11 protein-coding genes are annotated in these 12,491 nt (G+C 41.1%); 10 read left to right on the forward strand and 1 reads right to left on the reverse strand.

Annotation, left to right across the window (positions count from 1 at the left end):
* The first annotated feature begins 168 nt into the window (after positions 1-168).
* The 6 genes from fdhF to ACPUYX_RS14105 all read left to right on the forward strand — a co-directional run bounded on the left by fdhF (position 169) and on the right by ACPUYX_RS14105 (position 6,821).
* Complete coding sequence (fdhF, locus tag ACPUYX_RS14080; RefSeq protein WP_426380264.1) at positions 169-2,850, forward strand: formate dehydrogenase subunit alpha; 2,682 nt, start codon at positions 169-171, stop codon at positions 2,848-2,850.
* Positions 2,851-2,897: 47 nt separating this feature from the next.
* The gene (locus ACPUYX_RS14085; RefSeq protein WP_426380265.1) at positions 2,898-3,239 is read left to right on the forward strand and encodes a HesB/IscA family protein; all 342 of its coding nucleotides are present in this window, start codon (positions 2,898-2,900) and stop codon (positions 3,237-3,239) included.
* A gap of 227 nt (positions 3,240-3,466) precedes the next feature.
* On the forward strand, positions 3,467-4,042 hold the full coding sequence (locus ACPUYX_RS14090) for a CD3072 family TudS-related putative desulfidase (protein ID WP_426380266.1): 576 nt from the start codon (positions 3,467-3,469) through the stop codon (positions 4,040-4,042).
* Positions 4,035-4,604 carry a CD3073 family putative ECF transporter S component gene (locus tag ACPUYX_RS14095; RefSeq protein ID WP_426380267.1) on the forward strand — a complete coding sequence of 190 codons (570 nt, stop codon included), beginning with the start codon at positions 4,035-4,037 and terminating at the stop codon, positions 4,602-4,604. Before ACPUYX_RS14090 ends, ACPUYX_RS14095 begins: the two co-directional genes overlap by 8 nt.
* Before the next feature lie 199 nt (positions 4,605-4,803).
* The gene (locus ACPUYX_RS14100; protein ID WP_426380268.1) at positions 4,804-5,325 is read left to right on the forward strand and encodes an energy-coupling factor transporter transmembrane component T; all 522 of its coding nucleotides are present in this window, start codon (positions 4,804-4,806) and stop codon (positions 5,323-5,325) included.
* Between the two features lie 26 nt (positions 5,326-5,351).
* Entirely contained in the window at positions 5,352-6,821 is a 1,470-nt protein-coding gene (locus ACPUYX_RS14105) for an ABC transporter ATP-binding protein (RefSeq protein WP_426380269.1), read from the forward strand.
* A 417-nt stretch (positions 6,822-7,238) separates the two neighbouring features.
* Here the strand turns inward: ACPUYX_RS14105 and ACPUYX_RS14110 are convergent, their stop codons facing one another.
* Positions 7,239-9,290 carry a heterodisulfide reductase-related iron-sulfur binding cluster gene (locus ACPUYX_RS14110; protein ID WP_426380270.1) on the reverse strand — a complete coding sequence of 684 codons (2,052 nt, stop codon included), beginning with the start codon at positions 9,288-9,290 and terminating at the stop codon, positions 7,239-7,241.
* A 986-nt stretch (positions 9,291-10,276) separates the two neighbouring features.
* On the opposite strand from ACPUYX_RS14110, the gene ACPUYX_RS14115 reads away from it, so the two are divergent.
* The 4 genes from ACPUYX_RS14115 (at position 10,277) to ACPUYX_RS14130 (ending at position 12,486) form a co-directional block, all read left to right on the forward strand.
* Positions 10,277-10,660 (forward strand): YlbF family regulator, encoded by a 384-nt coding sequence (locus ACPUYX_RS14115; RefSeq protein WP_426380271.1) that lies wholly within the window; start codon positions 10,277-10,279, stop codon positions 10,658-10,660.
* A 343-nt stretch (positions 10,661-11,003) separates the two neighbouring features.
* Positions 11,004-11,192, forward strand: a complete 189-nt coding sequence (locus tag ACPUYX_RS14120) for a DUF4177 domain-containing protein (RefSeq protein ID WP_426380272.1) — start codon at positions 11,004-11,006, stop codon at positions 11,190-11,192.
* Positions 11,193-11,223: 31 nt separating this feature from the next.
* Positions 11,224-11,424, forward strand: coding sequence for a sigma factor-like helix-turn-helix DNA-binding protein (locus ACPUYX_RS14125; RefSeq protein ID WP_088225094.1), 201 nt, complete (start codon positions 11,224-11,226; stop codon positions 11,422-11,424).
* 282 nt (positions 11,425-11,706) lie between these two features.
* Entirely contained in the window at positions 11,707-12,486 is a 780-nt protein-coding gene (locus ACPUYX_RS14130; RefSeq protein ID WP_426380273.1) for a dienelactone hydrolase family protein, read from the forward strand.
* The last annotated feature ends 5 nt before the right edge of the window (positions 12,487-12,491 follow it).

Below are 12,491 nucleotides of genomic sequence, written 5' to 3' on the forward strand. Positions count from 1 at the left end.
TAGTTGAACAAGTTTTCTGGCGTTGTTGAAATTTTCATAATAAATATTTAAGAAAGACTAGCGTATAAAGTTTCGAAAGGCTATAATATGTGTTATAAGTTAAATCGAATGACACTACATAATTATTATGTTATGATTGATTATGTTGTGAATGAGGAGTGAGACATTTTGGAGTGGTTTACTTTAACCATTGATGGACGAGAAGTCAGTGTCCCAAAAGGAACGACTGTACTTGAAGCCTGTCGCATGCATGATATCTCAATTCCAACCTTGTGTCATGACCCGGAACTCACCTCTGCCGGTGCTTGTCGTTTGTGTATCGTTCAAATTGAAGGGATACGTAATCTTCCCCCATCTTGTGTGACCCAGGTTACCCAAGGCATGGTCGTTCAAACTCAAAATTCCAGAGTTCGGGCAGCCCGCAAAACAATTCTGGAACTGTTGGTGGCGAATCATCCGTTAGATTGTATGACATGTCAAAGGATGGGGAACTGCTCCTTAGCCCAATATGCTTATGAATACGGTGTCACCGGAGCGCTTTATCAAGGTGAGCGCCGTAATCTTCCTGTGGACAAAGAAAACCCCTTCATTATAAGAGATCCTAATAAATGTATCTTGTGCGGTAAATGCATTCGGGCGTGTGATGAGATCCAAGGACGGAGCGTTTTGGATTTCTCTTTCCGTGGCTTCGATACCCAAGTCGGTCCGGCTTTTAATCTTCCCTATCACGAATCTGATTGCGTCTTCTGTGGTTCCTGTGTCTCGGTCTGTCCGGTCGGAGCGTTAACTGAAAAGAAGATGGCTGGCAAGGGACGTCCCTGGAACGTAGCGAAAGTTCAAACCACTTGCCCATTTTGTGGGACAGGCTGCAACTTCGATCTTAACGTGAAAGACGGAAAAGTCATTGGCGTAACCTCAAACCCCAATGCTCCGGTTAATGGTAAAGCCTTATGTGTCAAAGGGCGGTTCGGGATGGATATGATTTACAACCAAAATCGGTTAACGTCACCTTTGATACGAAAAAAAGGGGTATTGGTTCCTGCAGAATGGGATGAGGCCTTAGACTTAGTGGCAAAAAAGTTTCAAGAAATTAAATATGATTATGGAGCGAGTGCCCTTGCTGCCTTAAGTTCAGCTCATTGCACGAACGAGGAAAATTATCTCATGCAAAAGTTCATGCGTGCGGTCATCGGGACCAACAATATCGACCACTGTGCCAGAGTCTGTCACGCCCCTACAGTAGCCGGACTGGCAGTTTCATTCGGGTCAGGAGCTTCAACGAACTCTTTCGACGAAATTCCGGATGCCAAAGTTATGTTTGTTATTGGTGCTAACCCCACAGAAGCTCACCCTGTCGTTGGAGCAAAGATGAAACAAGCCTTAGCCAAAGGGGCAAAGCTAATTGTCGCTGATCCTCGCAAAATTGAACTGGCAGAGAGTTCGGATCTATGGCTAAGACTCCGCCCAGGGACGGATGTTGCTCTCATTAATGGGATCATGAACATTATTCTAGCAAATGGCTGGGAAGATCGTTCGTTCATCGAAAAACGTACAGAAGGGTTTGAAGAATTCCGTGAGAACCTTGGAAATTACCCGCCGGAATTAGTGAGTCAGATCACTGGTGTTCCCGTGGAACAGCTTATTGAGGCGGCTAAAATCTATGCTACGACAGAACGGGCCATGATTTTCTACACCTTGGGGATAACAGAGCACACCACAGGTACGGATAACGTAATGAGTTTGGCAAACCTTGCTATGCTAACGGGCAATGTAGGTAAGAAATATTCTGGAGTTAATCCCTTGCGTGGACAAAATAATGTTCAAGGGTCATGTGACATGGGTGCATTGCCTGGCGACTATCCAGGGTACCAGAAGGTTACAAATCCAGAGGTCCAAAAGAAATTTGAAGAAGCATGGGGCGTAACGCTAAGTCCAAATGTTGGACTCATGCTTCCTGATATGTTTCCGGCAGCCATTAACAAAGATTTACGCGCTATGTATATTATGGGCGAAGATCCGGTGGTTACCGATGCCGATGCCAATCATGTGCGCAGGGGACTGAAATCCCTTGATTTCCTTGTAGTACAAGACATCTTTATGTCAGAGACGGCTAAAATGGCGGATGTTGTTTTGCCAGGAGCTAGTTTTGCAGAAAAGAGCGGAACATTTACCAATGCCGAACGGCGAATTCAGATGGTCAATCAGGCTATCCTGCCTATTAGTAATGCTAAAACTGATGGAGAAATCCTTTGTGAACTCGCCAACCGTATGGGATATCCGTTTTCCTATAACTCTTCAGCAGAAATCATGCGGGAAGTGGCAAGGCTTACGCCTTTGTACGGAGGAGTTACCCATCAGCGTCTTGGGACGCAAGGACTGCAGTGGCCGGTACCGACCCCAGAACATCCCGGGAGTCAGGTCTTACACCAAGAAAGATTCTCGCGCGGTAAAGGACTCTTTATGGCAATTTCCTATCAGGAGGCGAATGAACTGCCTGATGAACAGTACCCGTTCCTTCTCAGCACAGGCCGTAAACTTTCACATTATAATGTTTTTACGCAGAACTCAGAGGCACTCGATAGCTATTCTCCGAAAGAATTAGCAGAGATTAACCCTTTGGATGCTAAAAGGCTGGACGTTGAAAATGGGGAACGAGTAAAAGTGACTTCCCGACGAGGGGAACTGGAAACAAAGATTCAAATAACTGATCGTGTTCCATCTGGTATAGTTTTTATGACGTTTCATTATAAGGAGACGCCTACTAATGTCTTAACCAATGGAGCTTCAGACAAAGTTTCTAAAACCTACGAATATAAGGCCTGTGGCGTAAAACTTACAAAGATTGGTTAAATCAAAAGTATAAAATTCGAATATAGTTTAAAAAGGAGTGACGTTAGATGGTTAAAATAACTGAACTTGCAGCCCAAAAAGTTAAAGAAATACTAAAAGCCCAAAACAAAGAGAATTCATCTCTCCGTCTTTATCTTGCGGGGATGGGCTGCAGCGGCCCGAATTTCGGCATGGCTCTTGATGATTCGAAAACGGATGATGATATTCTGGACGAAGAATACGGTGTTTCAATACTCATAGAGAAGAAACTCTCTAATTATTTAGAAGGAGCCGTCATAGACTATATGGAGACAGAAACCGGCGGAGGCTTTGAGATACGTCCGGCAGTACCCTTTAATGGCGGAGGATGTGACAGCGGTTGCTGCGGAGGATGCGGCGGTAGTTGCTAATACTGAAATTGCGCTGCCAGCTCAGTTGGCAGCGCAACCGTCTCTTAGTTGCCATCTCCCTAGTTCGAATATTAAGTGGCGCGCCATAAAATGATTTATCCCGCAAATAAGCGGGATAAATCATTTTATGGGGGCTTTCGTGCATAACAGAAAAGTGAACGACATATATAACCATAATGTTATATAATATATTATGGAATTAATGTAATAATATTGGAGGTATTAAAGTGACAGGAAAGATTGTTTTGCTATCCCATTGCTTATTAAACCCATTTTCTAAAGTGCGCGGTTCACCTGATAATTCTGATTTGGCAATCAAAATACATAAGTTACTTAGAGAAAATCAATACGGAATTCTCCAACTTCCTTGTCCCGAGCTGCTTCACGGAGGGCTAACGCGCTGGGGGCAGACACGATATCAATATAATTCTGTTTTCTATCGCAAGCATTGTGAACTATTGGTCGAGGAAATTGTGAATCAGGTGGAAGAATATAAGCGCTGCAATGTTCCTGTTGGCCCCATTCTCGGCATCAACGGCAGCCCCTCATGTGGAGTATCGTATACTTGCGAAGGACCATGGGGTGGTGAGCTTTCTCAGAATCGTGAGTTAGAAAATAAGATTGACCAATTACAAATGATACAAGGCAAAGGTGTTTTCATGGAAATCTTAGAACAACGTTTGCGTTCTAAATCCATTACTATTGAAGTTATTGGTATAGATGAGGATAAACCGGAAGAGAGCTTGGATAAATTAGGCTCTTATATACTACATAGTGAAGGAAAGGAAGAAGACTATGAATAAAAAAGTTGCTCTAACCTTAATTGCTATAGGTATTGTTATAAATATTGTCGGCGGTACTTTGAATACGGCTCTAAAACTTCCTCTCTTCTTAGATAGTATTGGCACAATGCTGGCGGCAGTGATCTTAGGTCCTTGGCTTGGCGCTTTAACTGGAATATTGAGTAACGTTTTTCAAGGTATAGCAACCGATCCTATGACGATACCGTTTGCGATTGTCAATGGTGTTATTGGTTTAGTCGTTGGTTTCATCGCTAGAAAACGAGGATTTCAGGATTATATTAGTCCGCTGCTGGTTGGAATCATATTGGCCTTCTTGGCTCCAATCCTAGGAACACCCATTGCCGTATATCTTTTTGGAGGAGTAACAGGAGGCGGGGTAGATATACTCTATACAGTTTTATTGAACTCCAGTCATGAGATTTTTGCAAGTGCTTTCTTGGCCCGAATCCCTTCCAACCTTTTTGACAAACTAATAAGTGCTTATTTAGTGATGTTTATCATCCGACGTTTACCTAGCAATTTAAAAGGTATTGCGGGAAAGGAAACAAATTTAGTTGTATAAGTCAATATTGCACAAGATTAGGACTGGGCCTCGTGCTGCTTCAGTACTGTTTGTTCTTATTTCTTTAATGGCCTGGCACTCCTGGAAACCGCTATTAGCATATTTTTTAACATTTTTAGCTTTTGCAGCTCTCTTTCATGTATTGGGGCAACTAGTCTCTCGTTTGCTGCCCATACTGTATCTAGGATGCGTTATTGTATTGATTCATTCCTTGGTAAATCCGTCCAACATTCATTATGTCTACATCTTTGGTATAGAAGGTTTTAATTATGGATTGATTACAGCTTTGCGGTTATTCAATATTGCTGCTCTAGCCCAACTCTTCTTACTGCTCAATCCACTCCATGAAATTATTTCTGCCATGAGTTGGATTCATCCTGATCTTGGGATCATTTTGGCACTTGTCTTATCGACTCTGCCTGTCATGCATCAACAGATGGAAATTACTCTTAAAGTTCAAACTGCCAGAGGACTGCGGCATGGCCGTTTTCCCTGGCAGCGTTTGTATGCTTATCTCGTCATCTTGATTCCGATCATAGTAAAAGCTCTTGTGCGAGGGCAAGTTTTAGCTCAACTTTTACATGTACGGGGATATGGTCTTCATATAGAGAAGAGAAATCTGATGCTAGGTAATAGTGATAAACTTGTTATATTTCTAAGTTTCGGATTTTTGATTGCTAATCTTCTTTTGGCAAACGCAAGCCTTTTGGCTGGCTTGTGAAATCTTAAAAAGAGAGGGCATTGGTTATGGTGTCTGTTAGAATCGATCATTTAAGTTTTACTTACAATGGAGCGAAAGAGCCGGCCCTCAAGGATATTTCTTTTACAGCCAATACGGGTGAAATCATTGTCATTAGTGGAAATAATGGCAGTGGGAAATCAACTCTCTTAGGCTGTATATCCGATATTATTCCATCCGTTATTACTGGGAAAATCGAAGGTCAAATTCACCGTCAGGAAGCTTTAGCAGAAAATAGTCGGGGTGCCGCAGCTATTGGTGTAGTGCTGCAGGATTCGGATGTTTTCTTAATGGAGAAAGTATACGATGAGCTGGCTTTTCCCTTAAGAAGTCTGAAGATTGAAGGACCTGAGTTAGAAGAGCGTATATTGAAGACAGCTCGTTTAATGGGGCTGGAAGACTTACTCGAACGAAAAATGATTTCTTTATCCGGTGGAGAGCGTCAAAAGGCGGCAATCGCTGCTGCCTTAGTTGGAGACCCGCCACTGTTGCTGTTTGATGAACCAACTGAGCAATTGGACCCGGAAAGCGCTGAATTTTTCGGGGAGATACTTAAAAAGCTTGCGGCGGAAGGAACGACAATATTTGTTTGTGTGCATAATTCCCGCAAAGCGCTTCATTTGCCTGCTCGTCACATTATCCTCAGAGATGGACGGATGATTTATGATGGACTTCTGACGAAGATGGAATTATCTGAAGATGAGCAGCTACCAAGAAACATCAGTCTCCAGCAGGACATTTTGAAAATGACGGACAATTATGGCAATCAGACATGGAATGAGTCAACTATTTTGGAAATGCAAAACTTAACTTATCATTATGAAAAGGAAATAGGTATTGAAGACATCAATTTAAAAATTAACAGAAAAGAAATATTTGCTCTAATGGGGCCAAATGGTGCAGGTAAATCGACATTAATTCAACATTTGATTGGGTTAATCAAACCTCAAAGAGGTAGGGTCTTAGTAAAAGGAAAAGACATAAATGGGGTTCCTACTTGGAAGCTCGCACGTGATATAGGAATTCTGTTTCAAAATCCGGATGATCAAATTTTTAATGCCCGAGTTGATGAAGAAATCGCTTGGAATCTTACAGTACGCGGAATACCTAAAAACGATGCTCTAGAAAAAGCTCACAAATTGATTACTGATTTTGGCTTAGAAGGTATAGAAGCTAAGCATCCCCATGACCTAAACCGTTCACTTCGCCAATGGGTGGCCTTAGCCTCAGTAATTATTACAAATCCTGAGATTTTAATACTTGACGAACCAACTAAAATGATGGATACAGTTTTTCTGGTAAAGGTAATGGAGTGGTTGCTTGGATTTAGGCAAAATGGCGGTACAATTGTGCTAGTTACCCATGATTCAGAATTAAGCAAGTACGCCGATCGGACTGGAATAATTGTAAAGGGTTGCTTGACAAACATTAAATCAAATGAAGAAATTAAAAGAAATTCTTATAAACCGATAGTTTAACACCGACACAGACTATTCTTTGTATTGTTCCAACGATTCAACTCCCTGAATTCAATTTTCTAAGCTTCCTTTCAGTTTCCATACCCCTTGCTCTGTTAATATTAAGTAATGATGCAGCGGTTGGAATTGGTGCAACTATCCAATGTTACGATTTTAAATTTAAGTGCTCCTGTTTGGTCGTTGATTGTAGGTGCTTTCATTGCACGATATATTGAAGAAAACGCAATTGGGACTTCAGGTTGATTTATAGGAGAAAGAAATAGGGAGCATCGCTCACCACTTTAAAAAAGTAGTTTTAGGACACTCCCTTCGGCTTATAGGGGCATAATAAGCATCAGTTTAAGTGGTGCTTATTCTATTTTTGCACCCTTATCGTTGAATGATACACCTCTCTGAAGGTCTGACAGATTAGCAATATTATATACAACCTTCTAAAATTTCGGAAATATCGAGAGCTTTTAAAGCTTCTCCTACTTCACGAGACGCTATTCCGTCAACGATCATGGTTAAGCAGAAAGGACATGCGGTACCTACATAATCTGTCTTAGCGGCAATTGCTTCGTCTGTACGCATGACATTAATACGGTTGCCCTCATGTTCTTCTAACCACATTCGACCGCCGCCAGCACCACAACAGAAGCTCTTTTCACCAGTATGAGCCATTTCTTTTATTTCAAGGCCAACAATTTTGAGTAATTCACGGGGCTGATCATATATCTGATTATATCGGCCTAAATAACAAGAATCATGATAGGTAATTGATTTTCCGGAAATATTGTTTAGTTTAAGTTTCCCGGATTTTACGAGCTCAAGCAAGAAGGTTGAATGGTGCACAACCTCGAAATTACCGTCTAATTGAGGATACTCATTTTTAAGAATATTGAAGCAATGAGGACATTGAGTAATAATTTTCTTAACCCCATATCCTTTCATGACTTCGATGTTTTCTGAGGCTAATGTATAAAACAAGTATTCATTTCCTAATTTACGAGCAGAGTCACCACAGCATTTTTCTTCGTTGCCTAAGATTGCAAAATGAACACCAGCCGTTTGTAACAGTTTAACTAAGGCAGCGGAGACTTTCTGGTTACGTGCATCAAAGGCACCTGAACAGCCAGGCCAATATAAATATTCAGCTGTAGGGTCTTCTTCGAAGGTTTTTACTCCTAATCCTTTTAAATAGTCGACCCGTGTGGTCCAACCGATGCCCCAGGGATTCCCGTTATTCTCCATATTTCTGAAGGCGAGCTGAGCCTCGGCAGGGAACCTGGTTTCCATTAAGACTAAATTCCGTCTCATCTCAATCGTTTTATCAACATGCTCGACGAAAACTGGGCATTGCTGCTCACAAGAACGGCACGTAGTACAGGACCATAAGTCTTCTTCAGGAATAACTTCACCAATGAGAGAACGTACCGGCAGTTCGACGTTCTCTTCGGTTGCAGCGGTTTCGGCTTCCGCTGTTTGATTAGTTAAAGCGTCTTTCTGTGCAGCTTTGACGGCTGTACCTACTTCTTCCATTAAAAGCCGCATATCCTGAATGATCTTTTTGGGATTTAAGTGTTTCCCGCTTAAATAAGCTGGACAGTTATCCTGGCAACGTCCACAACGCAAGCAAACATCCGTATTAAATAAAGTTTTCCAAGAAAACTCGCGCAGTTGACTTTTCCCAAAGGTTTCAAGACCTTCATCTTCAAAATCTATAAGCTCAGGGATTCCGATGGGTCCTCTGTTACGGAAAACTATATTTAATGGACCCAATAGCAAATGGAACAGCTTGGAATAAGGGAAGTAAGCGATGAACGTCATTGCTAAGAGTAGATGGAACCACCATAAAAATCTATGCAATGAAAGTAACTGTGCTTGATTAAGGGATGCTTTGAGGGGTATTGATATCCATTGTCCAATAAATCCCCATCCGGCCCATGGATCAGGTGTTGCCGCAATACGAGCTCCTTCAATTAGGAAGCCTGTAAGTAGTATTATAAATATTAAGGCTAGGGTGATTGCGTCATCCGTTTTATTATCTAGGCGATCAGGTCTTTGTATATAGCGACGATATGCTGCTATTACGATACCGAGAATCGCTGCCAATCCAAAGAGATTCGCTGTCAGTTTTATAAACAGATAAAGCCATCCATGGAATATTTGTAAGCCAAAATCAGCTTGCAAAGTGATCGTTGCTGTTGCAAAGGCTAATAATACAAATCCCCCAAAAATACCAAAGTGCATCATACCCGGATAAGAATCTTTCAGGATTCGCTTATGCCCGAATCCATAGACAAGAATATCTTTTATGCCCTGCCATAGATCTTTCCAGCGATTCTCAGGTTGACCTAATTTCCAAAGTGATACTCGTTTGTACACTCCGTAGCCGAAGAAAATAAGTGCAATGATGAAGAACAAATAGAGCCAGTGCTCTCCTTCAATGTTCCAATACACTTGACGTGTGGCTATGCTCATGCTCATGCTCATCTCTCCTCAGATGATCTGCGAAGACCTGACAAGCGCTTCGCAGATCAAATTTATGTTTTAGAATCTTCGATTTTTGTCATAGCTAAGGGTAAAGCTTACTGTAGAGTCGGCAGGGACATCAAGACGGGTTTGCGGCAAGGGTATACTTATCAATTAATGATTCAGGCATACTATTAAAATTTTCAGGGGTAAAGCCAATGATGATGCTCTCAATCTCCATATTTAACCACTCCTCCTTCATAAATAAAAGCTATGATAAGAACTGCATTTTGTATTTAACGACTATAAATTTATCGTTAAATACTAGGAAACGATCGCGGTGAAGCCCTATTTTAAAGAGTTATTCCAGAATAGACTAAGTGTTTTAATAATTCAAACTAGTTTTATTGCTTTGATTATACCTCCGGGTATAATAAACTTCAATGGCATTTGGCGTTTTTGGAAAGATTCCTACAAACGAATATTCCGATTTGTGTATTAACAATTTTTATCATCCTCAAGCATTCCAAAGCTATTAGAGCTAAAATTAACCTTGTTCATCGTTTAGCTAGCTGAAGGTATAGAGTAGAGTAAAGAGTAAGAAGAGAGGGAATATTTTATTATTTTGAGCCAGATAAATCGACACAATAATTAAAGTATTAAAGGTAAAATAAGAGAAAAGAACTTCAAATAAGTTTTAGCTAAGAAAAATTTAAAGTCACATAACAAAGGGATATAGAGCTTGTGATGTATAAGTGATAAGTGATGAGTGATGAGTGCGGTAACGCAGAGTCGAGAATTGATGGGCAATTTGTGTAAAGTTTTGGCATCTAATGATCGAAAGGGAGAGGATTATTGTCTACCTTTACACGGAATGTTTTTGAAGATGGCGAGAGGCTTAGCTCTTTTTAGAATCTTGTAATGTAAGAAGTAGAGTTGAGTTCTAATAAAACGAAGGGACCTATAAGGCTGAAGTAATTTAATTATAGGGAGGAATTCAAATGACTGTATTGACTAAAGCAAAGGATTTGTGTGAAGCTATTGCTCAATCAGATGAATTTCAAGAACTAATTAGAACTGAGACAATACTAATAAATGATATCGATGCACAAGATTTGATTGAACGCTTTAATAAGTTACAAACTGAATTAGAAAATCTGTTCCGTCAAGGAAAAAAGGCTACTGCCCAGCAGTTTAGAGAACTTAGAGTTCTGGAAGAAGAGCTAAATAAAGACCTGTCTGCTGGCCCCTATTTTAAGGCACAGCATAAATTTACTGACTTGTTGTCGCAAATAAATAAGATGATAAATGACACAATTCAACTAAAAAACAATATCGGTACAGGCCATTGCATCTGCGGTAAACATACTTCCTTCGGTTCCTAAAAAACTAACAATCTGGAATTTATACTATGAGATGTCACCGTGGACGCAGCACGTGGAGATCGTAGTAAGTTTGAAAACCGTGACATTTTAAAAGCCGCCTGTAGCAAGGATTTCAGGTCTGGGTAATTATTGAAATATACTAACAATGTTAAGGCCTCTGCTTATGCGGGCGGGGCTCTTTTTGTGTGTGATGGAACGTAATGTCGCAGGCAACTTTTATGCTCGGTGTGGAGAGAGGGAAAAGGCGGGCAGAAAAACAAAGTCATAGACGCCGTGATTAGGCTGGCAGGTGGTCAGGTGGAGATTTCTACGAGGAAATAATTAACATTAATATACAGAGGATGTGTTAATAATTCATAAGTACATTTATGTAGAATCTAAGGCTGCAGGCTATTTCACCTTCGGAAAACATAGAAAACTGATTGATGAGTTCAGCAAGGAAGGCTGGAGATTTATCGCTGCTATTCCAACTGTTTTTAATATTTTTGGTGTAATTAAAAAATATGACTTAGTGTTTGAAAAGGAAGAATAAATGAACAAAATGATATGGATGGGGTGATTCTTTGTATACCCGGGAACAAATAATTGAAGCAATCGAGAATTGTCTGAATGAACGTGAACAGCAAATAATCAAGACAAGATTTGGACTCGATAATGGAATAACTGTACCTCTAAACGAAATTGAGTCGATATTTAAAGTTTCACGGGAAGAAGTACGTAAGATTGAAAAGCGGGTACTAACTTATGTGAAGTGTCATATTTAGTAGAAATAAATGGGGGGTACAAAACTAAAAGTTAACATATATCCAATATCTGAGGATTTTTTTGAAAATAGTTAATCAGCCCCAATTTTCAATATTGAAACCGGGGCTGATTAGCATTATGAATACACAATAAAAGGGCGGCTAATTTCTTGAGGAGACTAAATTTACAGCAGAGCAAAACTTCAGCAACCAAGTGAGGTGGAGTAGATCGAGTAGCCATAATTGTCCATTGAATATATAATTAGATGAAAATACTATAAATAGCACATAAGGAGGGTTATTATGTGGAACCAATTAAGAACTGATGAGTATGAAGGAATGCTGGCTGAAACTATCACAATGCCCGGGCATAAAGGTGATCAGATACATGCCTACTTTTCACGACCGCTGGGGAAAGGACCGTTCCCGGGGATAATTTTGATTCCTCATATGCCCGGATGGGATGAGTTCTGCCGTGAGACCGCCCGCCGCTTCTCCCAACATGGTTACCTAGCTCTTTGCCCCGACATTTATTGCCGGTTCGGGCACGGGACTCCAGATGAGATATCGACGAAAGCCCGCGACGCAGGTGGCGTTGCCGATGATAGCGTAATGGGTGATTGTGAGGGGGCTTTGGATTACCTTAATTCGTTACCTTATTCCAATGGAAAAGTAGGCGTCATTGGTATGTGCTCTGGCGGACGCCACGCCTTTCTTGCGGCATGCAAGGTCAGTGGTCTTGATGCAGCAGTCGATTGCTGGGGGGGGCGCGTAGTCGTTCCCAAAGAAGAACTGACACCAGCCCGCCCTGTTGCTCCAATTGACTATACATCTGAGTTAGGCTGTCCTCTTTTGGGGCTGTTTGGAAATGACGACAAGTTTCCGACGCCGGAACAGGTTGACCTGCAGGAAGAAGAGCTTAAGAAATACGGAAAAAATTATCAATTCTACCGGTATGATGACGCAGGACACGGATTTATGTATTATCACACCCAAATGTATCGACCGCAGCAGGCGATGGATGCCTGGAAGAAAGTTTTTGACTTTTTCGGTGAACATCTGAGTACGGAGAAGAGAGATTAAGATGC

Source organism: Desulfosporosinus sp. SYSU MS00001 (assembly GCF_049943955.1).
Taxonomy (GTDB): domain Bacteria; phylum Bacillota; class Desulfitobacteriia; order Desulfitobacteriales; family Desulfitobacteriaceae; genus Desulfosporosinus.

Excerpts from the sequence above, each read along its gene's own strand:
- ACPUYX_RS14085 (WP_426380265.1), top strand. The coding sequence starts at position 2,898 with ATGGTTAAAATAACTGAACTTGCAGCCCAAAAAGTTAAAGAAATACTA.
- ACPUYX_RS14095 (WP_426380267.1), top strand. The coding sequence starts at position 4,035 with ATGAATAAAAAAGTTGCTCTAACCTTAATTGCTATAGGTATTGTTATA.
- ACPUYX_RS14105 (WP_426380269.1), top strand. The coding sequence starts at position 5,352 with ATGGTGTCTGTTAGAATCGATCATTTAAGTTTTACTTACAATGGAGCG.
- ACPUYX_RS14110 (WP_426380270.1), bottom strand. The coding sequence starts at position 9,290 with ATGAGCATGAGCATAGCCACACGTCAAGTGTATTGGAACATTGAAGGA.
- ACPUYX_RS14115 (WP_426380271.1), top strand. The coding sequence starts at position 10,277 with ATGACTGTATTGACTAAAGCAAAGGATTTGTGTGAAGCTATTGCTCAA.
- ACPUYX_RS14130 (WP_426380273.1), top strand. The coding sequence starts at position 11,707 with ATGTGGAACCAATTAAGAACTGATGAGTATGAAGGAATGCTGGCTGAA.